Origin of the sequence: Campylobacter sp. IFREMER_LSEM_CL1085, from assembly GCF_025772235.1 — a bacterium.
Classification (GTDB): Bacteria; Campylobacterota; Campylobacteria; order Campylobacterales; family Campylobacteraceae; genus Campylobacter_D; species Campylobacter_D lari_D.
Map to the genome: position 1 here is coordinate 164,903 of NZ_JAKMRU010000001.1, position 22,940 is coordinate 187,842.

21 protein-coding genes are annotated in these 22,940 nt (G+C 29.3%); 12 read left to right on the top strand and 9 right to left on the bottom strand.

All coding sequences use genetic code 11. The features are described 5' to 3' along the window. Positions 1-32: 32 nt before the first annotated feature. The gene (locus tag L8W56_RS00865; RefSeq protein ID WP_263659110.1) at positions 33-641 is read right to left on the bottom strand and encodes an NAD(P)H-dependent oxidoreductase; all 609 of its coding nucleotides are present in this window, start codon (positions 639-641) and stop codon (positions 33-35) included. 133 nt (positions 642-774) lie between these two features. Between L8W56_RS00865 and L8W56_RS00870 the strand changes: the two genes are divergently transcribed. From L8W56_RS00870 to gltS, 4 genes are all read left to right on the top strand, one after another. Then, entirely contained in the window at positions 775-1,908 is a 1,134-nt protein-coding gene (locus L8W56_RS00870; protein WP_263659111.1) for an efflux RND transporter periplasmic adaptor subunit, read from the top strand. Next, positions 1,905-3,836, top strand: a complete 1,932-nt coding sequence (locus tag L8W56_RS00875; RefSeq protein WP_263659112.1) for an ABC transporter permease — start codon at positions 1,905-1,907, stop codon at positions 3,834-3,836. The genes L8W56_RS00870 and L8W56_RS00875 overlap by 4 nt, the downstream gene beginning before the upstream one ends. A gap of 1 nt (position 3,837) precedes the next feature. Next, positions 3,838-5,178: a TolC family protein gene (locus tag L8W56_RS00880; protein WP_263659113.1), complete on the top strand. Its 1,341-nt coding sequence runs from the start codon at positions 3,838-3,840 to the stop codon at positions 5,176-5,178. A 114-nt stretch (positions 5,179-5,292) separates the two neighbouring features. After that, positions 5,293-6,501 (top strand): sodium/glutamate symporter, encoded by a 1,209-nt coding sequence (gltS, locus tag L8W56_RS00885; RefSeq protein WP_133318821.1) that lies wholly within the window; start codon positions 5,293-5,295, stop codon positions 6,499-6,501. Positions 6,502-6,529: 28 nt separating this feature from the next. Here gltS and nth read toward each other — a convergent pair whose 3' ends face one another. Further along, the gene (nth, locus tag L8W56_RS00890; RefSeq protein ID WP_133318822.1) at positions 6,530-7,153 is read right to left on the bottom strand and encodes an endonuclease III; all 624 of its coding nucleotides are present in this window, start codon (positions 7,151-7,153) and stop codon (positions 6,530-6,532) included. A gap of 78 nt (positions 7,154-7,231) precedes the next feature. On the opposite strand from nth, the gene L8W56_RS00895 reads away from it, so the two are divergent. From L8W56_RS00895 to L8W56_RS00915, 5 genes are all read left to right on the top strand, one after another. Then, entirely contained in the window at positions 7,232-8,047 is an 816-nt protein-coding gene (locus L8W56_RS00895; protein WP_133318823.1) for a peptidylprolyl isomerase, read from the top strand. After that, entirely contained in the window at positions 8,047-9,111 is a 1,065-nt protein-coding gene (fbaA, locus tag L8W56_RS00900; protein WP_133318824.1) for a class II fructose-bisphosphate aldolase, read from the top strand. The genes L8W56_RS00895 and fbaA overlap by 1 nt, the downstream gene beginning before the upstream one ends. Before the next feature lie 75 nt (positions 9,112-9,186). Next, positions 9,187-10,518 (top strand): MotA/TolQ/ExbB proton channel family protein, encoded by a 1,332-nt coding sequence (locus L8W56_RS00905; protein WP_039626332.1) that lies wholly within the window; start codon positions 9,187-9,189, stop codon positions 10,516-10,518. Further along, positions 10,505-11,455, top strand: a complete 951-nt coding sequence (locus L8W56_RS00910; RefSeq protein ID WP_261544824.1) for an OmpA family protein — start codon at positions 10,505-10,507, stop codon at positions 11,453-11,455. The genes L8W56_RS00905 and L8W56_RS00910 overlap by 14 nt, the downstream gene beginning before the upstream one ends. Beyond that, positions 11,442-12,326 (top strand): 1-aminocyclopropane-1-carboxylate deaminase/D-cysteine desulfhydrase, encoded by an 885-nt coding sequence (locus tag L8W56_RS00915; protein WP_263659115.1) that lies wholly within the window; start codon positions 11,442-11,444, stop codon positions 12,324-12,326. The genes L8W56_RS00910 and L8W56_RS00915 overlap by 14 nt, the downstream gene beginning before the upstream one ends. Here L8W56_RS00915 and L8W56_RS00920 read toward each other — a convergent pair. Further along, positions 12,297-13,661: a sodium-dependent transporter gene (locus L8W56_RS00920; protein ID WP_214126899.1), complete on the bottom strand. Its 1,365-nt coding sequence runs from the start codon at positions 13,659-13,661 to the stop codon at positions 12,297-12,299. The genes L8W56_RS00915 and L8W56_RS00920 overlap by 30 nt on opposite strands. Before the next feature lie 102 nt (positions 13,662-13,763). Between L8W56_RS00920 and L8W56_RS00925 the strand changes: the two genes are divergently transcribed. Further along, a complete protein-coding gene (locus L8W56_RS00925) occupies positions 13,764-14,939 on the top strand; it encodes an NAD(P)/FAD-dependent oxidoreductase (RefSeq protein ID WP_263659117.1) in 1,176 nt (391 codons plus the stop codon). Positions 14,940-14,961: 22 nt separating this feature from the next. On the opposite strand, the gene dsbD is transcribed toward L8W56_RS00925, so the two are convergent. Then, positions 14,962-16,653, bottom strand: a complete 1,692-nt coding sequence (gene dsbD, locus L8W56_RS00930) for a protein-disulfide reductase DsbD (RefSeq protein ID WP_263659118.1) — start codon at positions 16,651-16,653, stop codon at positions 14,962-14,964. 64 nt (positions 16,654-16,717) lie between these two features. Between dsbD and ppk2 the strand changes: the two genes are divergently transcribed. Further along, positions 16,718-17,572, top strand: coding sequence for a polyphosphate kinase 2 (gene ppk2, locus L8W56_RS00935; protein WP_263659140.1), 855 nt, complete (start codon positions 16,718-16,720; stop codon positions 17,570-17,572). Positions 17,573-17,581: 9 nt separating this feature from the next. After that, positions 17,582-18,364 (top strand): amino acid ABC transporter permease, encoded by a 783-nt coding sequence (locus L8W56_RS00940; RefSeq protein WP_263659119.1) that lies wholly within the window; start codon positions 17,582-17,584, stop codon positions 18,362-18,364. Here L8W56_RS00940 and L8W56_RS00945 read toward each other — a convergent pair. Genes L8W56_RS00945 through L8W56_RS00965 form a run of 5 tightly spaced genes read right to left on the bottom strand, consistent with a single transcriptional unit; the run spans position 18,361 to position 22,893 of the window. Next, entirely contained in the window at positions 18,361-19,125 is a 765-nt protein-coding gene (locus L8W56_RS00945) for a transporter substrate-binding domain-containing protein (RefSeq protein ID WP_263659120.1), read from the bottom strand. The two genes, L8W56_RS00940 and L8W56_RS00945, sit on opposite strands and share 4 nt — an antisense overlap. Further along, on the bottom strand, positions 19,122-19,847 hold the full coding sequence (gene kdsB / locus L8W56_RS00950; RefSeq protein WP_263659121.1) for a 3-deoxy-manno-octulosonate cytidylyltransferase: 726 nt from the start codon (positions 19,845-19,847) through the stop codon (positions 19,122-19,124). The genes L8W56_RS00945 and kdsB overlap by 4 nt, the downstream gene beginning before the upstream one ends. Then, a complete protein-coding gene (gene thrC, locus L8W56_RS00955; protein ID WP_263659122.1) occupies positions 19,844-21,253 on the bottom strand; it encodes a threonine synthase in 1,410 nt (469 codons plus the stop codon). Before thrC ends, kdsB begins: the two co-directional genes overlap by 4 nt. Beyond that, entirely contained in the window at positions 21,228-22,166 is a 939-nt protein-coding gene (locus L8W56_RS00960; RefSeq protein WP_263659123.1) for a tetraacyldisaccharide 4'-kinase, read from the bottom strand. Before L8W56_RS00960 ends, thrC begins: the two co-directional genes overlap by 26 nt. After that, entirely contained in the window at positions 22,153-22,893 is a 741-nt protein-coding gene (locus tag L8W56_RS00965; protein WP_263659124.1) for an NAD+ synthase, read from the bottom strand. Before L8W56_RS00965 ends, L8W56_RS00960 begins: the two co-directional genes overlap by 14 nt. Positions 22,894-22,940: the final 47 nt, after the last annotated feature.

The window sequence follows — 22,940 nt, forward strand, 5'->3', positions numbered from 1 at the left end:
ATATAAAATTTAAATGGAGTTTTGATATTTGATTAATCTTTAAATTCTACCACTTCATTAAATGCAAAACGAGCTTTTTCTGTACCAGAATTTTTTTGGGCATGTCCTAGAGCAATGAGCATAGATACTCTTTGTTTAGCGGTGTCTAAATTTAAATATTGATTGATTTTATCTTTATCAAAACCACCGATAATACACGAACCCAAATTTAAACTATAAGCAGCATTGATAATATTTGCAATAGCAAGATGATTTTGCTCTTTTGCATAAATAAAACTTTGTTCTAAATCCATTGCGTCTAAAAATGGCTTATAGGTTTGCAAGCGTTTATTTAACTCTTCTTGGCTTAAACCACGCTTTTTTAGTTTTTCTTCAAAATAATCTTTAAAATCAGCTCTTGAGATCACAACAATAATAGCAGCACAATTTGCTACATGATTTTGATTGTTAGCTATTTTGGCAATTTCTTTTTTATGTTCATCTTTTTGAAAAACTAAGAATTTCCAAGGTTCAAGTCCTAAAGAACTAGGAGATAATCTAGCACATTCTAAGATATATTCTAAGTTCTCTCTAGAAATTTTTTCTTGAGTATATGCTCTAATAGAAGAGCGATTTTGCATTAAATTTAAATAATCTTGCATATAATTTCCTTATTTTTAGTTTAATTTATCTTATATCTTATAAGCTTTAAAATTGTTAAAATTATATTTTATTGCTACAATTTTATTTTTACTTCACACAAATGTTTTATTATGCGGTTTTTAAAGGATTAAAATGAAAAAAATAATTTATTTAAGCATATTTTTGATTATACTTATTATAGGGATGTATTTTTTCTTTTTTGCAAATAAGGAAGAATATAATTATCTAACTTATGAGGTTAAAAAACAAGACATTACTCAAAGCATAGAAGCAATAGGTGAAGTTTATGCAAAAACCCAAGTTGATGTTGGTGCACAAGTTAGTGGGCAAATTACTAAACTATATGTAAAATTGGGCGATCGTGTTAATGAGGGTGATTTAATCGCGCAAATTGATAAAGATAAACAACAAAATGATTTAGATATTACCAAAGCTAGACTTGAAAGCACAAAGGCAAATTTAGAAAGTAAAAAAATTGCTCTTGATATAGCTACTAAACAATACCAAAGAGAGCAAAAGCTTTATGCTAAAAAGGCTACCTCTTTAGAAAATCTTGAAAATCTTAAAAATACTTTTTATGCCTTAAGAGCAAATGTGGCTGATTTAAAAGCTCAAACTACTCAACTTGAAATTTCTTTAAAAAATGCTCAAAAAGATTTAGCTTATACTACTATAACTGCACCTAGTAAGGGTGAGATTATCAATGTAGCAGTTGAAGAGGGGCAAACTGTAAATGCAAACCAAAATACACCAAGTATAGTGCGCTTGGCTGATTTAAGTGAAATGGAAATTCGTATGCAAATAGCTGAAGCTGATATTAATAAAATCAGTGTTGAAAAAAAGGTAAAATTTAGCATTTTAAATGAGCCTGATAAAAAATATGAAGCAACTATTTCAAGTATAGATCCAGCAAATACTACCATAAGTGATGCAACAAGCAATACAAATTTAAACTCAAACTCAAGTACTAGCACTAGCGCTGTGTATTATTATGCAAGGGTTTTTGTAAAAAATGATAATAATTTTTTACGCATAGGTATGAGTACAGAAAATGAAATTGCTATTAAAACAGAAAATAATACTTTAGTTATACCAACTTTAGCTATAAAAAGCGATACAAGTGGTTATTATGTAGAAATTTTAAAAGCCAATAATATAAGTGTAAAAACACCTGTTAAATTAGGCATCAAAGATAGTTTAAATACTCAAATTTTAGATGGTATTAATGAGGGCGATTTAGTTATCATAGGTAAAAATAAAAAATGATACGCTTAGAAAATATACAAAAAAAGATTAATAATACAACTATTTTAGAAAATATTAATCTTTATATTCAAAAGGGAGAATTTGTAGCCATTATAGGACAATCAGGAAGTGGTAAAACCTCTCTTTTAAATATTATAGGCACACTTGATGAGCCAAGTAGTGGAAAATACTTTTTAGATCAATATGAAGTTACAAATTTAAGCAAAGATGAAAAAGCAAGAATTAGACGCGAAAAAATTGGTTTTATTTTCCAAAGATATAATTTGCTTAGTCTTTTAAATGCTAAAGATAATGTAGCCTTACCTGCTGTTTATGCAGGAAAAAACAAACAAGAAAGATCGCAAAAGGCTAAAGAATTACTTTCTTTTTTAGAGCTTGATCATAAAGAATTATCAAAGCCAAATGAACTAAGTGGTGGGCAACAGCAAAGAGTTTCTATAGCAAGAGCTTTGATGAATGGTGGTGAGCTTATTTTAGCAGATGAGCCAACGGGTGCGCTTGATTCTAAAAGCGGTAAGATAGTTTTAGAAATTTTAAATAAACTAAATGAGCAAGGACACACCGTAGTTTTAGTCACTCATGATAGGGAAATAGCTGCTAGAGCAAAAAGAGTTATAGAAATTAAAGATGGTAAGATTATAAGCGATAATGGTGTAAAAAAAGCAGATGAAATAAAAACTAAGTTAATGCCAAAAGAGAAAAAAAGCTTTAATTTGCTTAAAAATCAGCTTTTTGAAAGTTTGAAAATGTCTATAACTTCCATTGTAGCACACAAGCTACGCTCTTTGCTTACTATGCTTGGTATTATCATAGGCATAGCTTCAGTAGTTTGCGTGGTTGCTTTAGGACTTGGAGCCCAACAAAATATACTTGCTTCTATTAGCTCTATTGGGACTAATACCATAGAAGTTGTTTCAGGGCGTGGTTTGGGAGATATTCGATCAGGTAGAACAAGGCTTAATTTAAGCGATTTAAAAACCTTAAGTTATTTGCCTTATTTAGAAGCAGTAGAAGCAGATGTGGGTAAAATAGGGGTGGTAACTTATAAGAATAATTCTTTACAAGCTAGAATTTATGGAGTAGGACCAAATCATCTAAGACTTAGGGGTTTTGTGATGGTAGATGGTAGGTTTATTAATAATGAAGATATAAAAGATAATACTAATATTTGCATTATAGATGAAAATGCTTTGAGAATTTTATTTGATAATATCAGCGTTAAAGATGTTTTAGGTAAAAGCGTGATTTTTAACAAGCAACCTTTAACCATAGTTGGTGTTTTAAAAAAAGAAAGAGATAATAAAGGCTTTAGAGCTGATGAAAATACCATTAAAATTTATACTCCTTATTCTACTTTGATGAATAAAATCACAGGAGATAAACAAATAAGAGCCATAGTAACTAAGGTAAAAGATGAGATAAATCCTGCTTTGGCTGAGGAGGCTATGGTAAAAATTTTAGAGATTAAACGCGGAAAAAAAGATTTTTTTACTATAAATTCTGACGCGATTAAAAATGCCATTGAGGAAAATACTGCTACTTTGACTTTACTTATTTCTTCTATTGCAGTGGTATCTTTGATAGTAGGTGGTATTGGTGTGATGAATATCATGCTTGTTTCAGTAAGTGAGCGCACAAGAGAAATTGGAGTTAGAATGGCTATTGGAGCTAGAAAAGAAGATATTTTAATGCAATTTTTAATTGAAGCTGTATTGATTTGTTCTTTGGGAGCTATTTTTGGAGTAATGCTTTCTTTTATTATCATTGAAGTATTTAATTCTTTAAATTTTGGTTTTACGATGATACTTTCATTAAATTCAGTATTTTTAGGGCTTTTAAGTTCAGTTTTAATCGGAGTGGTTTTTGGATTTTTTCCAGCAAAAAATGCAGCAAATTTAAATCCTATTAGTGCTTTATCAAAGGAATGAGATGAGAATATTTTTATTATTTTTTATAGCCTTTTTTTTAAATGCCTGCGTAGGAGTAAAATTAGAACAAGTATCTCAAGAACAAATAAAAAAAGAATATTTTGAAGATTTTAACGCAAGCAAGGCTTGGTGGGAAAAATATAACAATCAAGACTTAAATAATATCTTAAAAGCTATTATTGATAACAATAAAGACTTAAATATAGCAAGGATTAATTTTTTAAGTACCTTAGCTAGATATAAGCTTTTAAATTTAGATCTTTATCCTACTTTGAGTGGAAATTTTGGTGCAAATATAAGAAAAAATTTAAACAATGGCACAAAAACGCATAGTTTTTCAAATGGCATTATGTTAAATTATGAGCTTGATATATATGGCAAAATTTCAGATCAAGTTGCTAGTTCTGAATTTTTAGCAAAGGCGAGTGAGTATGAGTTGCACTCTTTAGAGCTTGATACGATTAATTTAGCGATAAATAGTATTTTTGAATTTATTTATTTCAATGATGTAGATCATTTATTAAACAAACATTTAAAAAATCTAGAGCAAATGCTAGAAATTTATACTACTAAACTTAATTATGGAAAAGTTGAATATATAGATCTTTTAAATATTAAAAAATCTTTATTAAACACTAAACAAAATATCATTACAAATTTGCAAAATAAAGACTTAACTCTTAAAAATATAAAAGACTTACTGGGTAAAGATGATGAGCATTTGATTAATAAAATGCTAAATTATACTCTTGAAGATTTTTCTTTGCAAAAAATTAATTTTGATATAGAATTAAAAATGCTTGCTTATAGACCACAAGTTCAAGCAAAACTAAATCAACTTATGGCTTCTTACAAGGATTATACAAGTGTGCAAAAAAGTATTTTACCTAGCATAAAAATATTGGGAAATTTAGATGGGAATGATAAGAATATTGATGAGAGTTTTAAATTTTTAATTTTAGGAGGCAATATCGCCATTGACTTACCATTTTTGGACTTTTATAGAGTAAAACAAAATGTAAAAATTTCTGAATTAGCATATCAAGCTCGTTTGGTTGAATATAAAGATGTATTACAAAGAACTATCCATGAATTTAATTTTTGTTATGAAAATGACAAGTATTATAATGATTTGTTAAAATTAGTAAAAAATATCAATATTAATCAAGAAAAAATTACACAGCTATATTTAGAAAAATATGAATTAGGTCGCAGTGAACTAAAAGATTATCTTGATGCGGATGCTTTGCTTATAAATTCACTCCAAGAGCTTAGCAGAGCAAAGCTATCTTTGCTTAAAAATATTAATTTGTATCATAATATTGTTTTAATTTCAGAGTAAAAAAGACTAAAAGTGTTTCATTTTGTAATATTATAAGAAAAGAGTGTTGCTTATTTGCGTTGTTTTAAAGTCATTTAGAATACAATTGATAAATAAATCAAACAAAGGAGAATTATGAAATTTGATTTTTATGCAACGCTAGTTACTATGGTTATAGTATTGCTTTTAGGCGTATTTGTCATTAAAAGGGTAAAATTTCTTCGTGATTATAATATCCCTGAGCCAGTTGTTGGTGGTGGGATTGCTGCGATTATTCTTTTGATCTTACATAGTTTCTTCTCATTGGATATTAAATTTGATGAATCTATGAAAGATCCTTTAATGCTTGCATTTTTTTCAAGTATTGGTTTGTTAGCTGATTTTGCTTCTTTAAAAAAGGGTGGAAGAAAATTAGCAATTTTTTTAGTTGTTGTTGTTGGCTTGCTTTTTGCGCAAAATATAGTTGGCATAGGTGTGGCAAGTGCTATGGGGCAAAATCCACTAATGGGACTTATAGCAGGTTCTGTTACAATGAGTGGCGGTCATGGAACAGGTGCAGCATGGGCAGCTGAATTTATTAAAGAACCTTATTTTTACTCTAGTGCAACTACTGTTGCTATTGCTTGTGCTACTTTTGGGCTTATTTCAGGTGGTATTATAGGTGGGCCTGTTGCAAGATATTTAGTCAATAAATATAAGTTAGTAGTTCCAAAGCAAAATGATGATAAAGATGCGATTTTAAATTTCCAGTCTCCAGAAAAAGAAAGACTAATCACACCTTCTTCTTTTATAGAATCTTTGGCATTAATTGCTTTATGTTTATTAATAGGTAGTGCTTTGTCTACTTATATTAAAACAAATACAGGTTTTACTTTACCAACTTTTGTGTATTGTCTTTTTGTAGGTGTGGTTTTAAGAAATGTTTTATCAGCTACAAAAATTCATCATGTATTTGATAGAGAAGTATCAGTTTTAGGTAATGTAAGCTTGTCTTTATTTTTAGCTTTAGCTCTAATGACTATTAATCTTTGGGATTTAGTAACTCTTGCACTACCGATGTTGGTAATTTTAGCTGTTCAGGTTGCTATGATGGCTGCTTATGCTATATTTATCACTTTTAGGGTATGTGGAAAAGATTATGACGCAGCAGTTTTAGCAGCAGGACATTGTGGTTTTGGTTTGGGTGCTACTCCAACAGCTATGGTAAATATGCAAACTGTAACAAATCACTATGGTATGAGCCATATGGCATTTATTATTGTACCTTTAGTGGGTGCGTTTTTCATAGATATAGTAAATGCTTTAGTGATTAATGCTTTCTTGTATCTACCATTCTTTCATTAAAATCATCTAGCACTAAATTGGTGCTAGATTAAATTTTCTTATCTTTACTTTTGCATAAATGATTTAAAAAGCACTCTTTGCATAAAGGATTTTTAGCTTTACATGTATAACGCCCAAAAAGCACCATAGCTTGATGAAGATAGTTTAGATTATCTTTAAAAATTTTAGTTAAGTCTTTTTCGGTTTCTTCAGGAGTTTTGGCTTTGCTAAGATTAAGTCTGTGTGAAACTCTAAATACATGGGTATCTACAGCCATGCAATTAGCCCCGCACCATTCTATCATCACTACATGTGCAGTTTTTTGTCCTACACCTGCTAGAGTTTTCAAATCTTGCTCGTCCATTGGAATTTCACCATTAAATTGCTCGCAAACTGCTTGAGCCATTTTGATTAAATTTTGTGCTTTATTATTATAAAATGAGCAAGAATTAATCAAAAGTTTTAAAGAAGATAAATTTGCCTTAGCTAAATCTTGCACACTAGGGTAAGCTTTAAATAAAGCAGGTGTGATGAGATTAACCCTTTTATCAGTACATTGAGCTGAAAGCATAACACAAACTATAAGTTCATAAGCATTACTAAAAACTAATTCTGTTTTTGCTTGTCCAAAATGTTTTAAAAATAATTCTTTAATTTCTAAATTTCTTTTCATAAACTTATTGTATGTTAATCGGCTTTAAATAAAGTTTAGATATAATAAAATTAACAAAACTATTTCAAAGGAAAAACAATGAAAAAAATTTCTTTAGTTGCTGCGGCTTTATTAACAGGTTTGAGTTTAAATGCTGCGGTGGTTGCAACCCTTGATGGAAACAATATTAGCGATACAGAAGTAAATGAGTTTTTTGCTCCTATGTTAAGAGGTGCTAAAATCACTGACTTACCAGCTGAACAAAAAAAAGCAATCATTGATCAATATATCATCCAACAACTTGTATTAAAAGACGCTAAAGCTCAAAAAATAGAAAATGATCCTTCATATAAAGAAGAATTAGAGCGTGCTAAAGAAGCTATCATGGTAAATATCTATCAAAAGAAAATTTTTGATTCTATCAAAAATGATGATGCTAAGGCTAAAAAATACTATGAAGCAAATAAAGATAAATTTACTAAACCAGCTCAAGTAAAAGCTAAGCATATTTTGGTAACTAGTGAAAAAGAAGCTAAAGATATTATTGCCGAGCTTAGTAAGTTAAGTGGAAAAGCTTTAAATGATAAATTTGCTCAACTTGCAAAAGAAAAATCAATCGACAAAGGTTCTTCAGCTCAAGGTGGTGATCTTGGATGGTTTGCTGAATCAACTATGGTAAAACCATTTGCTGATGCAGCTTTTTCTATGAAAAAAGGTACTATTTCTAAAACACCAGTAAAAAGTGATTTTGGATATCATATTATTTTAAAAGAAGATGCTAGAGCGAAAAGTACTATGAGTTATAATGAAGTAAAAGCAGGTATTGAAAGCAATATCAAAATGGAAGAATTTAAAGAACTTATGAATAAAAAAGCTCAAGAGCTTCGTCAAAAAGCAAAAGTGGAATATAAATAATGGGTGTATTAGATCTTGTCAAACCAGGTGTTTTAAGTGGCGATGATCTAAATACCGTATATAATTATGCAAAAAAAGAAGGATTTGCTATCCCTGCGGTAAATGTCGTGGGGACAAATTCTATTAATGCGGTTTTAGAAAGTGCTAAAAAAGTTAATTCACCTGTGATTATTCAATTTTCAAATGGTGGAGCTAAATTTGTAGCAGGAAAAGCTTGTCCAAAAGCTGATGTGCTTGGTGCTATAAGTGGTGCAAGACATGTGCATTTAATGGCAAAAGCTTATGGAGTTCCAGTAATTTTACACACAGATCATGCTGCTAGAAAATTACTTCCTTGGATTGATGCTTTGATTGAAGCAAATATTGAGTTTAAAAAAGAAACAGGTAAGCCTTTGTTTAGCTCTCATATGATTGATTTAAGTGAAGAGGATTTAGAAAGTAATCTAGGCACTTGTGAGAATTATTTAAAACAAATGTCTGAGCTTGGAATTTCTTTAGAGCTTGAGCTAGGATGTACGGGTGGTGAAGAAGATGGAGTGGATAATACTAATATTGATAATGCAAAATTATACACTCAGCCTGAAGATGTAGCATTAGCTTATGAGAGACTTTCTAAAATTAGTGATAGATTTTCAATTGCAGCTAGTTTTGGTAATGTACATGGAGTATATAAACCAGGAAATGTGATTTTAAGACCTGAAATTCTTAAAAACTCTCAAAATTATGTAAAAGAAAAATTCAATCTTGGTGAAGATAAACCAATCAATTTTGTTTTCCATGGTGGCAGTGGTAGCGATATAGAGGATATCAAAGCAGCACTTAGCTATGGTGTAATTAAGATGAATATTGATACAGATACACAATGGGCTTTTTGGGATGGTGTTAGAGAGTATGAGCTTAAAAATAAAGCTTATTTGCAAGGCCAAATTGGTAATCCAGATGGAGAAGATAAGCCAAATAAAAAATATTATGATCCAAGAGTATGGCTTAGAGCGGGCGAAGAGAGTATGATCAAACGCTTAGAGTGCGCTTTTAGCGATTTAAATTGTATCGATAGAAACTAAGAGTTTTATAACTCTTAGTTGATTTTCCTGTGAAGATTTTAAATTTTTAGAGTAAAATTAACAAAGGTTTATAAAATGGAAGTTAAAACAACTGATGATTTTTCTGATCTTGTATTACCTGAAGGAAAAGGTAGCACAGGAATTGTTGCTTATTTAAAGATTATTTTTATCCCTGCTATATTGTATATTTTAGTGCTTTTAGGGTATTTTGGAAAGATTGATTTTAAAGTAGAATTACATAGTGTTGTAATGATAGGGATTATCTTTTTAGTGGCTTTGATCTTTGCTAGACATAGCGCTGATTATGCTTCAAGTATTTTTGAGCAACAAAAAGATGAATTTAAGCTGATATTAAAACGCTATATTATGAAGCATTTTTTAGTTATAGGTAAAGAAACAAAGTCAAATGCTAGTTTTGATGATTTTGCATATGCTTATGTGAAAGATTTGAGAAATGAAAATTTTGCTTCTGTGGGTGCAGCTATTTTTCCTATGCTTGGTATTTTAGGAACTTTTATAAGTATAGCCATGTCTATGCCAAATTTTAATTCAAGCGACACAGCAGGCTTAGAACAAGAGATTTCAGTTTTATTAAATGGAGTAGGAACAGCCTTTTATGTATCAATTTATGGAATTTTCTTAGCACTTTGGTGGATATTTTTTGAAAAATACGGTAGTAGTAAATTCCAAAAACTTCTAAATCGTCAAAAAAACGCAACAAGCGATTTTTTCTGGTCTAAAGAAGAAATTGATAGAAAATATCTTCAAGAAAGTTTGCAACATTTTGAAAAAATAGGCACGATTTTTGAACATGTAAGCAATGAGGAATTTTTTAAAGAACTAGATAATACAATAGATAGAAAATTCAAAGTTTTTCAAGAACTTGTAAATGCTGAAGAAAAAGCTGTAAGATTAAGCAGTGAGCATGTAAAACAAACTATGAGTGATTTATCTAAAACCCAAAGAGAGCAAAAAGATATAGTTAAAACTTATAGCGAGATTGCAAATGCGGTAAATATGTTAAATTCAAACATAAAAGATCTAACTTTAAGAATTTCAGAGCAATATAATAGACTTTTAGATGTGAGTTCAGATAAGATTGTGCATTTAGATAAAAGTGTGAGTGCTTTAGATGAAAAGGTAAATAATTTTTCAAATAATATTGAAAAATATCAAAATCTTATGCTTGATAATCAAACTAAGCTTTTTGAAGGCTTTAGGGCAAGTATTATAGAAGGTATGCATACTTTTAAAGAAGCTTATGAAGATGAAAAAAATATTGACGAAAAAATTTCACTAATGCAAGAATTTAAAGAAGAAAGCAAAGAATTAGATGAGCAAACCACACAAGTTATTGCAAAGCTTGAAAATCAAAAAGAAGATGAAAAAATAGATGATAAAAAATAATTCTAGCAATGAAGAAAATAATTTTTGGATAGCTTATGCAGATTTAATGGCAGGCTTGCTTTTTATATTTATTTTGCTTATTGGGGCTATAGTTGTTAAGTATGTTTTAACTCAAAGTGATTTACAAATCATAAAAGAAAATTTGCAAAAACAAGAAGAACGCTTAAGAGAGAATAAAGAAGAATTAAATCAAAAAGAAGATATTTTAAAAAGTCTTAGCCAAAAATTAAGTAATACTTCAAGTACACTTGATAATATCAACAAACAAAAACAAGCTTTAGAAGCTAATATTACTAAACTTAATCAAGATTTAAATTCAAGTTTAGATGAAAAAGATCAGCAAATTTTTGCTTTACTTGAAAGATTAAATAAAAAAGATGAGGAAATTAAAGAATTAGAGCGTAATTTTGATGAGGCGAAAAGCAAAATCAAAGAACTAGGATTAATCAAAGAAAATACCATCAAAAATCTTCAAGCAAAATTTGATACTAATATTACCTTAGATTCTAATACAGGTGCGATAGTTTTACCTTCTGAAGTGCTTTTTGATACAAATTCTTTTACTCTAAAAGCTCAAGCAAAAGAGAATTTAAAGGCAATTTTAACACAGTATTTTGACAATATCTTAAAAGATGAAAATATCTTAAATAGTATAGAAAATATAGTCATAGAAGGGCATACGGATAGTGCAGGCTCTTATATATATAATCTTGATTTATCACAAAAAAGAGCTTATGCTGTGATGAGTTTTATACACTCATTTTACAAAGATCCAAGATTGCAAAAACTTTTAATGGCAAGTGGTAGATCTTATTCTGATGTAATTATGAAAGATGGTAAAGAAGACAAAGAGGCAAGTCGTAGAATAGAGATTAAGTTTAATATCAATACAAATAATGCTTTAGAAAAGGTTGAAAAATACCTTGATAGCAAGTAGAATTGATGTTTTAAAATACAATGATTTTGAATTTTTACTCAAAAGAGATGATTTACTAGGTTATATTAATGGAAATAAGGCTAGAAAACTAGCCTTTTTTGAAAAAAATAAACATTTATTTAAAAAAAGACAAAGATTTATTTCTTTTGGCTCCTCTCAAAGTAATGCTTTAGTTGCTTTAGCTAAGTTTTGTTACGAAAATGATTTTTTGCTCATTTTTGTTTGTGAAAAAATGAGTTCTTTTTTAAAAGAAAATCCCCATGGAAATTTAGAATTTGCATTAAAACACAATGTGAAGTTAATAGAAAATATAAATTATCCCACAAGAAGACTGCAAGCTTTAGCCTTGAAAAAAGATGATGATATTTTTATAGAAGAGGGTGTAGCTATAAAAGAAGCTGAATTTGGATACCAGCAACTAGCCTTAGAGCTTAGTGAGCAGTTAAGTGAAAATGTAAGTATTTTTTTACCTTCAGGTACAGGAACTTCTGCGGCTTTTTTGGCTAAACATAGTAAATTTAAAGTTTTTACATGTGCTTGTGTGGGCGATAGTGCATATTTAAAAGAGCAAATTTTAAGCTTAGAGCCAAATTATGATTTTGGTAATTTAACCATATTAAATTCACCTAAAAAATATCATTTTGCTAAGCCTTATTTGGAATTTTATGATCTTTATAAGGATTTAAAAAAAGAATGTGGAGTGGAGTTTGATTTGCTTTATGATATGGTGGGTTTTAAAACTTTATTAGCTCATAAAGAGCAATTTGGTGGAAAAATCTTATATATCCATCAAGGAGGCCTTGAAGGAAATATAAGCATGTTAAAGCGTTATGAGTATAAATTAAAAAATTCCAAAATAAAAAATCACTAAGATAATCAAAGGTATAATAAATTTAACATAATAATACCATAATTTAAAAATACTTCCTTTTAGGGTATTTTGATTGGAAAGTTCATAAATTGCATCTTTTTTAAGCACCCAACCTACATAAATACAACAAAAAAATGCGGTTAAAACAAAGAATATATTTCCACTAATAAAATCAAAGCTATCAAAAATATTTTTTCCCTTGATGATAGTAATATCTCTTAAAGGACCATAAGTAAGTATGCATGGTAAATTTCCCAAAACAAAAATACTTCCAAGTGTTAGATTGATAGCAGTATTTTTAGCTAGTTTAAATTTTTCCTCTAAAACACTAATGATTACTTGATAAATTGGCAAGCTTGTAGTAAGTGCAGCGATGATTAAAAGCAAAAAGAAAAACACACAAATTATACTTCCAAAAGGTATATGTGAAAATGCAACAGGTAAAGTTTTAAAAACCAAAGATGGCCCACTATCAGGGGTTAAACCTACGCTAAATAAAGCAGGGAAAATCATAAATCCAGCAAGCACTGCTATGAGGGTGTTTAAAATTCCTGTATAAACAGAAGTTTTGATTAAATTCTCATTTTTCTTAAGGTGAGATGATAAGGTTATCATTACACCAAAACCCAAAGATAAGGCAAAAAATACTTGTCCTAAAACATCTATAAACAATTTAGGAGTGATTTTAGAAAGATCAGGAGTAAGGTAAAATTTCACACCCTCACTTGCTCCTTCGAGAGTTAAATTGCGCGCAACAACAACCAAAAGACAGATAAATAAAAATGGCATAAGGTATTTTACTGACTTTTCTATGCCATCAATCACACCTTTTTTTAAGATAATCCAATTAATTATCACAAATATAGTAGTAAAAATTCCTATTAATAAAGGATTATTTTCTATAGTAGAGCTATAAAATTCGCTTGTATATTGAGCGTTAATGGGACTTGAAAGATTAAAATCGCCTATGATAATTTTAAAAATATAAGCTAAAACCCATCCGCCTATTACCATATAATAAGCCATGATTCCAAAACTACCTAAAAGTCCCATATAGCCAACACCTTGCCAAGAATTAGATATTTTAACTCCATCGCTTGTTTTTCCGCCAAAAGCATCGACTGAATTTAGCATTCTGCGTCTTCCTATGACATTTTCGACCAAAATCACAGGAATTCCTATAAAAATCATAGCTATACAAAAGGCCAAAACATAAGCACCACCTCCATTTTCACCCACTAAATATGGAAAACGCCAAGTGGCTCCAAAGCCAATAGTCGCTCCTGCTACTGTAAGGATATAAGTTAGCGTATTGCTCCAAGTTTGTCTTTGCATGCTTTTTCCTTGCTAAATTTAAATAAAAAATATTTTAAGATAAAAAATAATACCATTATGCCAAATTTTTATTTATTTTTTTATCAAATTAAAGGAAAATCCATGCAAAAAAAGAAAATTTTGTTTTTAGGTGCAGGATATGCTACTTTATCGGCTATAAAAGCCTTACCTGATGAGTTTTTTGAAAAAGCACAAGTGAGTTTAATTAATAACAATTCTTATCATTATCATACTATTTTACTACACAAAGTAGCTTCAAATGAAGATATTTATAGTTCAAAATATGATCTTTTGCCTTTATTAAATCCAAAAATAAACTTTATTCAAGATGAAGTTTTAAAAATTTCTAAAGACAAAGTTTTTACTAAAAATAATGAATTTGACTTTGATATTTTAGTATGTGGGCTTGGTTTTGCGAAGGAAACTTTTGGTATTAAAGGTATGCAAGAATATGCTTTGAGTATAGACAATTATGAAAATGCTTTAAAAATTAATGAAATAATATATGAGAAAATAAAAAATTACAAAACCACCCAAAATGAAGATGATTTAAAAATCGCAGTTTGTGGTGGGGGTTTAAGTGGGGTTGAATTTGTAGCTTCTTTAGCTAAAGAGCTTAAAATATTTTGTCAAAAAGAGCAAATTTCTTATGAGAAATTAGAACTCTCTATTATTGAAGCTATGGATCAAATTTTACCTATGTTTGATAAAAGTTTGGCTCTAAAAGCAAAGCAAAGACTAGAAGCACTTGGTGTGAAAGTATATGAAAAATCTAAAATTATAGAATGTGAAAAAAATGGTATAAGGCTTGATGGGGGAGAATTTATTAAAGCTAATACTATCATTTGGACTGCAGGAGTTAGAGGTAATAGCGTTATAGAAAATAGCTCAGATTTTCCAAGCACAAGATCGCGTATAGAAGTAGATGCTTTTATGCATCCATTAAATGTTGAAAATTCATCAAAATACTTTTTTATAGGCGATAATAGTTTATTTAAAAACCCTAAAACTAACACTCCATATCCTCCAACAGCCCAGCTTGCATTAAGAGAAGGAGCTTATGTGGCTAAAGCTTTAATGGCTATGATTGATGAGAAAGATTTTAAACAAGAATTTTCTTTTGTGAGTGGAAATACCGTTTGTTCAATAGGAAAAGATTATGCAGTTGGCACGGTTTTACATAAACCAATTAGTGGTCTTTTGGCAATAAAACTTAAAATTTTTATAGAAAAACTATGGCAATATCAGCTTGAAGGATTGAAAGGTTTTTTGAAATAAAATTAATTTTAAATAGAGTCCTTTAAGGAACTCTATTTAAAAATTCATTTGCATCTACATAGCCTATAATGCGTCTTTTTTCTTCACTTTTGTTAAAAAATATCATCACAGGAGGTCCAAAAACTCCAAATTCTTTCATAAGAGCTAAATCTTCTTGGCTATTATGTGTTACATCTGCTTTTAAAAGTGTATAATTAGCAAGTAAATTTTGTACTTTAGCATCTGTAAAAGTATATTCTTCTAAGAGCTTGCAGTTTTCACACCAAGCGGCTGTAAATTCAAGCATAACAGGTTTGGTAGAATTTTGTAATTCTTGCTTAAGTTCTTTTAAATTTTTAATGGTTTTAAAACTTAAACTAGGGCTATTTTCTTTTGAAGCAAGGTTAAACTCAAGAGGTTTTAGTAAGCTTTTTGAACCCATTGAGCCGCCTAAAATTAGGCTTAAACTATAAGCTAAAATTAAAATCATACTTGCTTTTTTAAATTTATCAAAATTAGTTTTAGCTTCATCAAATAAACCCATAAAACTAACAAAAAATACCCCTATAATTCCATAAAGTATCAAAATGATATTTGCACTAAGTATTCTTTCTAGCATCCAAACTGCCATAATGAGCATGATAAAACCAAAGAAAATCTTTATCTTAAGCATCCAAGCCCCACTTTTTAAAAGATTTCCTCCAAGACCTATTAAGAGTAAAGGCATGCCCATACCAAAACTCATCACAAATAAAGAAAGTCCTCCTAAAAATACATCACCACTATTAGTAATATAAAGCAAAGCTCCTGCTAAAGGTGCAGCCACGCAAGGTCCTACAATAAGAGCTGATAAAAAGCCCATGATAGCTATACCAAAAACCCCGTTTTTGCCTTCTATTTTTTTATTGATAAAATTTTGAAATTTAAGTGGCAGTTGTAATTCATAAAGGCCAAACATAGAAAGTGAGAGCAATACAAAAATGCCTGCAAAAGTAATGATAATCCAAGGTTGTTGTAATAAACCTTGTACATTAGCCCCTGCAAGGCCTACTAAAGCACCTGCTATAGCATAAGCTAAAGACATAAAAAAGACATAGATAAAAGATAAATAAAAGCTATGTTTTTTAGATGGTTTGTCTTTGAGCTTCATTGCAATTAATGAAGAAAGAATAGGTATCATTGGTAAAATGCAAGGAGTAAATGCTAGTAATAAGCCATAACCAAAGAAAGTCAAAAGTGTGATAAATATATTTTGTGTGCTTAAATCATTAGCAATTTGCTCATCTTCGTTTTGCTTTTTAAATTGATCTTTAGTTGATTTTATAGCATAAATTCCATTTTGTTTATTAAGCTCATAATTTACATATACAGGACGATAGCATAAACCTTCTTCTGAACAACCTTGATAAGCTAGGGAAAGTTTTGCTTTGTTGTTTTTAATAAAATCATCTAATAATAATTGAGGTATGAAAAGTTCAAGTTGGCTAAAAATTACTTCTTTGTTTTCTCTAGTTTGAGTTTGTGGGAAATTTAATAAAGAAGTAATATCATTAGAGTCTAATTCTACTTTAATTTGATCTTTATAAAGATAAATTCTATCTGCAAGATTGATTTTTAAAAAAATTCCTTGATTGTTGCTGTGAGTATTGAGTTTAAAGGCTTCATTAAGTGATAATACTCCATTGTTAGCAAAAGCTAAATTTAAAAAAATAAAAAATACCGCTAAAAAACGCATTTTTCTCCTTGAAATTGAAAATTAAATTTGTTTTATTTTACTTATTTGTGGTAAATTTAAGTTAATAATTATCCTAATTAAGGAGTTTGTTGTGGATAAGGATAAATTTACTCTTATTAAAGTGAAAAAATCAACACTTGAGTATGAAAGCGAACTTAGAAGATTACAAATTGAGCTTTTAAAATTTCAAAATCATGTCAAAGATAAAGGATTAAAAGTTTTGATTTTAATTGAAGGGCGTGATGCAGCAGGAAAAGGTGGTGCTATTAAAAGATTAATTGAACATTTAAATCCTAGAGGTTGTCGTGTGGTAGCACTTGAAAAACCAAGTGATGTGGAAAGAACTCAGTGGTATTTTCAGCGTTATGTGACACATTTGCCTGCAGCAGGAGAGATAGTAATTTTTGATAGATCTTGGTATAATAGAGCGGGGGTGGAACCTGTGATGGGTTTTTGTACTCCAAATGAGCATAAAAAATTCTTGCGTGAGGTGTCTTCTTTTGAAGAAATGCTACTTGATAGTGGAATTTTGTTTTTTAAATTTTATTTTTCAGTTTCCAAACAAGAGCAAAAAAGGCGTTTTGAACAAAGGAGAACAGATCCGCTAAAACAATACAAACTTTCTGTTGTTGATGAAAAATCACAAGAATTATGGGATAAATACACTCTAGCCAAATATTCTATGCTTTTAGCTTCTAATACACCAAAATGTCCTTGGGTGATCATTAATTCAGATAGTAAAAAGAAAGCAAGGATAAATTTATTTAAATATCTACTTAATTCTTTAGAATATCCAAATAAAATTAAAAATAAGTATTTTAAATATGATAAAAAATTAGTCCGTAGCGGTGAGGAAGAAATTCGTAAGATGGAACTTAGTTTAAATGATGAAAAACTTAAAAAATTTGATAAAAAATAAAGGCTAGAATTGAATCATCTTTTTATAGTGCGTAATAAATTTAATGAGCATAAAAAAATCAGTCCAAAGGTGTTTGCGGTTAATGCCTTTTTGCTAGCATTTTTATTGTTTTTATTTTTTTATTTATCTTTTTTAAGTGCTAGTTATAATTTTGATTTTATGGCAATTTATGAGTATAAAAACAAAATGATACAAGGTTTTTTTACGAGTTTTTTTATTAGTGTTTTGTCTTTGATTGTAGGTGTGATTTTTGCTTTGATTTTGTGTTATATGAGTCTTTGTAAAATCGTGCTTTTTAATATGTTTGCAAGAGTTTTTATAGAGCTTATTAGAGGCACACCTTTGCTAGTGCAAATTTTATTGATTTATTATATTTTTGCAGATAATTTGGGGCTTGATAATCGCTATGTTTGTGGAGTTTTGATTTTAGCTTTATTTGCTAGTGCTTATATTTGTGAAATATTTAGAGCAGGGATTTTAAGTGTTGATAAAATGCAATATGAAAGTGCTAAGGCTTTAGGTTTGAGTGAGTTTGAAATTTATAAAAGTGTGATTTTTCCTCAAGCTTTAAAAAATATCTTAGCACCACTAAGTGGACAACTTAGTAATTTGATCAAAGATAGCTCTCTTTTAAGCGTTATAGCTATTTCAGAATTAACTCAAAATGCTCAAGAAATTAATGCTTTTACCTTTTCTACTTTAGAAATTTATATTCCCTTAGCGCTTTGTTATTTGGTTTTAACTTTACCTATTTCTATGTTTTCAAGAAAGCTTGAAAAGAGTTTTTCTTAAAAGAAAAACTCAAGCTTTTGTTCTTTGAAAACTTCTTGCATATCTTTGAGATATTTTTGACTTAGCTTATCAAAAAGACCATTTTTTTTAGATTTTAAAATAAACTCATTGAGCTCTTCTTTTAATTTGGTATTGTTTTTATTTAAAGCTATGGCCCATTGCTCAGGTGTTTTTTCAAAAGGGGTAAAAATAGCTTTTGTTTGCTCAGGATGTTTTTTCCATGCTTTATAAATACTCATTTGATCATAAATAAAAGCATCAGCTTTTGCTTGAATGACTTCTAAAATAGCTGCATTTTCTTTATCAAATACTAATATTTTTGCATTTTTAAGATTTTTTTGAGCATATAAATGCGCACTTGAACCTCTTTTTAAAGCAAGGATTTTTCCTTTTTGATTTAAATCTTCTATGGAATTAATATTTGATTTTTTAGCGCTTAATATCGCTAAATTTGCCTTAGCATAAGGCAAGGTAAAATCTATTACTTTTTTTCTTTGCTCGCTTATACTCATAGAAGACATGATTAGATCTATTTTTTGAGTTCTTAAAGCAGGTATAAGTCCATCCCAAGCTATGTTTTGAATTTTTAAATCATAGTTTTTTTCTTTGGCAAAGGCTTGTAAAAACTCTACACTAATACCACTTGGATTGCCTTTAGTATCACTCATTTCAAAAGGAGGGTAGGTCAGTTCCATACCTACGATTAATTCTTTTGCATGAAGTGTAAAAAATAAGCTTAGTAAAAAAAGTATTTTTTTCATTTTTTAACTCCAAATTTAGCTAAAGCTTTCTCATAATCTTCTTTTGTGTCTATACCTATGCTTTGACTTTGTATTTTTAACATTTTGATTTTTTTGCCATTTTCTAAGACTCTTAATTGTTCTAATTTTTCACATTCTTCCAAAGCTGAGTTTTTCAAAGTACAAAATTCTTGTAAATTTTTAACCCTGTATGCATAAATTCCAAGGTGAGCTTTGAAATTTTGTTTATAATTTGCCCTTTCATAAGGAATTTTAGATCTTGAAAAATATAAAGCATAATCATTACTATCAGTAACTACTTTAACCAAATTTGGATCATCACAAGCTTTCGCATCTACTTCTTTATAGCAACTACTCATAAAACACAGCTCATCTTCAAAAGCTTTTTGGCTAAATTCTTTAAAATCTTTAATATTTTGTATTTCTATAAAAGGCTCATCAGCTTGGACATTAATAATTAGCTCATTTTCATTTAGTTTTAAAATTTGACAAGCTTCGTTGATCCTATCAGTGCCACTTTCATGATTTTTGCTTGTTAAAACTGCTTTTATATTGTGTTTTTGTGCTATTTTTAAAACCTCTTCATCATCAATTGCCACGCACACTTCATCAACTTCTTGCATTTTTTTAGCTGTATAAATAAACATAGGTAAATTATCAATCTCGCATAAAATTTTATTTTCAAAACGACTTGATTTTAATCTTGCTGGTATGATTATCATTGTTTTATCCATTCTATAATAGTTTGTTTTAGATTTTTGAGTTTGCAAACTTGATTTTGCTTTTGTGTGCTTGTAAATAAGCTTGCGATATTTGGATGAATTTCTTGCTTAAATTCTTTTGCAAGTTCTTGCATACAAGCTTGTTCATTTTGACATTCTTTGTTATAAATTGCTTGATACATACTTGGGGTAAATTTACTCCATTGTGCTGTGGAAGTGATGAGTGTCGTGGTGTTAGAATCAAGCATTTTAAAGCAAGTGCAAGTATGAGGATCTAAAAGTCCTAAGTGGCTGTATTGTTTGATATATTGCATGCACTCATCATCATTGCAAAAATCAGCTTCAAAGTCTTCTTGCAAAAGCTCTAGTTCTTTTTGACTAAGCTCATAATATTTTTCATTCTTTAAAGCTTGCATAAGTTCTTTGGTGCGTTCATCTTTAAATTTATCAAAAAGCAATCTTTCTATATTTGATGATATGAGTATATCCATAGCAGGAGAAATAGTCTTTTGCAAGCTTTTATTTCTTAAATCATATTTGCCTGTATTAAAAAACTCACTTAAGATATTGTTTGAATTGGAAGCAATTTTAATTTTACCTATATTTGCTCCCATTTTTTTAGCATAATAAGCCCCCAAAGCATCACCAAAATTTCCACTCGGCACAATAATGTCTATTGTTTTATCGATTTTTAAGCTAGCATAATAATGATAGATGATTTGAAAAAGTATTCTTCCGAAATTAACTGAATTTGCAGCACTTAGACTTAACTTTTCTTCTTTTAAGGTGTTTTTAAAATCTTCATCATTTAAAAGTGTTTTTAGGACATTTTGTGCATCATCAAAATTACCTTCAATGGCTATGGATTTTAAATTGCTTGCATTTGAGTGTGTCATTTGTAAAGCTTGAGTTTTACTTGTGCCTTCATTTGGATAAATGCAAACTACTTTTATGCCTTTTTTATTTTCAAAGCTTTTTAGCGTAGCAGGCCCTGTATCGCCACTTGTAGCACACATGATTAAAAAATCATCATCTTTTTTTAAGTATTCCAAAAGCATGCCAAAAGGTTGCAATGCCATGTCTTTAAAAGCTCTTGTTGGCCCATGAAATAATTCATTAATATAAAGCTTATCATTAATTTTTCTTAAATTAATAGGGCAGGTTTTATCATCAAAACTCTCATAAGTTTTCAAAGCTTTTTCAAAAACTTCAGGCTCTAAATCAAAATCAAAAGCTGCGATAATTTTTAAAGCTAATTCTTTGTAGTTTAAATTTTTTAAAGCTTCATTATCAAGCTTTGGTAGATTAAGTGGTGCATATAAAGCATTATTAGGTGCACTAGGGCTAAGTAAGGCCTTTGAAAAGCTTACTTGGTGATTTTTATCTTGGGTTGAGTGTAGTAACATTTTTTTCCTTATTGTTAAATTTATCAATATAATCTTGCAAAATTTGCTTAAAGCTGTCTTTTAAAATAATATCAAGATGAATTAATTCTGTTTTAAAGCCAAAATCTTTTACCTTGACATAGTCTTTAAAGGTCAGCATTAAGGTATCACAATTGTGTTTTTTTAAAAGTTTTTCTAATTCTTCTTTTTGAAAAGTGTAATGATCAGCAAAAAAATAACAAGCCCTAGCTTTGATAAAATGCTCATATAATCTAAAAGGCTTTGCAATAGAGCTTATTAAAATAGCTTTTTGGTTTTCTTTTACATGAGAATAACGCACAAAATCTTCATTTTCTTTAGCTATAAAATCAGCCCTTTTAGCAAAAGATTTTGGCAAACGATAAGCCCCGCTAGGTAGGGTAAAATCAAAAAAAGGCTCATCTTTGCTTTGTAATAAAATATTAAGTTTTTTAATATGAAATTTAGAAAAAGCATCGTCTAAAAGTATGATCTTTGCTCCAAGTTCGATAGCTTTTTGTATGCCTTTAACTCTATCTTCACTTACTATCACTCCACTAATGTGCTTTGTAAGTGCATACTCCATAGCTTCATCGCCACTTTCTTTAATGCTGCATAAAATTTTATCTTTGTGTTTAACGATGATTAAGCCTTCACTTTGTCTTTTATAGCCTCTTAAGATGATAAAACAATTTTCAAATTCAGCAGCTATGGCTTTACAAATGGGAGTTTTTCCATTGCCTCCTAGGGTTAGATTACCTATGCTTATAATGGGTAAATTAAAATCAAGTTCTTTTTTAAATTTAGTATTTAAAATAGCTATAATCATATATAAAAAGCTAAAAGGTAAAAGCAAAAAGGCTAGAATTTTTTGCAAAAAATTAGGTTTAAAAAAATACCGATCAAGCCAAGTCATATGTATTCTTTAATGTTGTTGGAAGTTTTCTTTTAAAGGCATTATTTTGCACACGCTCTAAGACTAAATTTTTTAAATTCTCATCAAAATTTTCTAAGCTTTGATTATTTTCTAAAGCTTTTAAAACTTCATCTAAAACTTCATATTTATAGCCAAGATCTTTTTCATCACTTTGATTTGGCCAAAGATCAGCACTAGGGGCTTTTTGTATGAAATTTTCATGTACACCTATAAATTTAGCAAGCTCGAAAACTTCACTTTTATAAAGTGTAGCTAAAGGATTAAAAGCGCAAGCTAAATCTCCATAAATAGTTCCATAACCAAGCATAAGTTCACTTTTATTAGAAGTGCCTACCACTAAAGCATTATGCAAGGCTGAATAATCATAAAGCAAGCTCATACGCACTCTTGCAGCTAAATTCCCAAAACGTAAATGGCTTAAATCTTGACAAATTTTTTCATAAGCACAAAGTACTTCATCAATATAAATGATCTTATGATGAATTTGCAAATGATCACATAGCATTAACGCATCATCTAAATTTTCTTTTTTAGAATATTTTGTAGGCATTAAAAGCACAAAAAGTTTTTCACCTACTGCTTTTTTGCAAAGATGAGCTACTAAAGCCGAATCTATCCCACCGCTTAAACCTAAGATGAGATTTTTATCTCTTGCTTGTTCTTTTATAAAATTGATCAATAATTCTTGTAATTTTGTATAATTCATAAAAAATCTTTAAATATTAATTTTTTAAAATTATATTTGATTTAGTT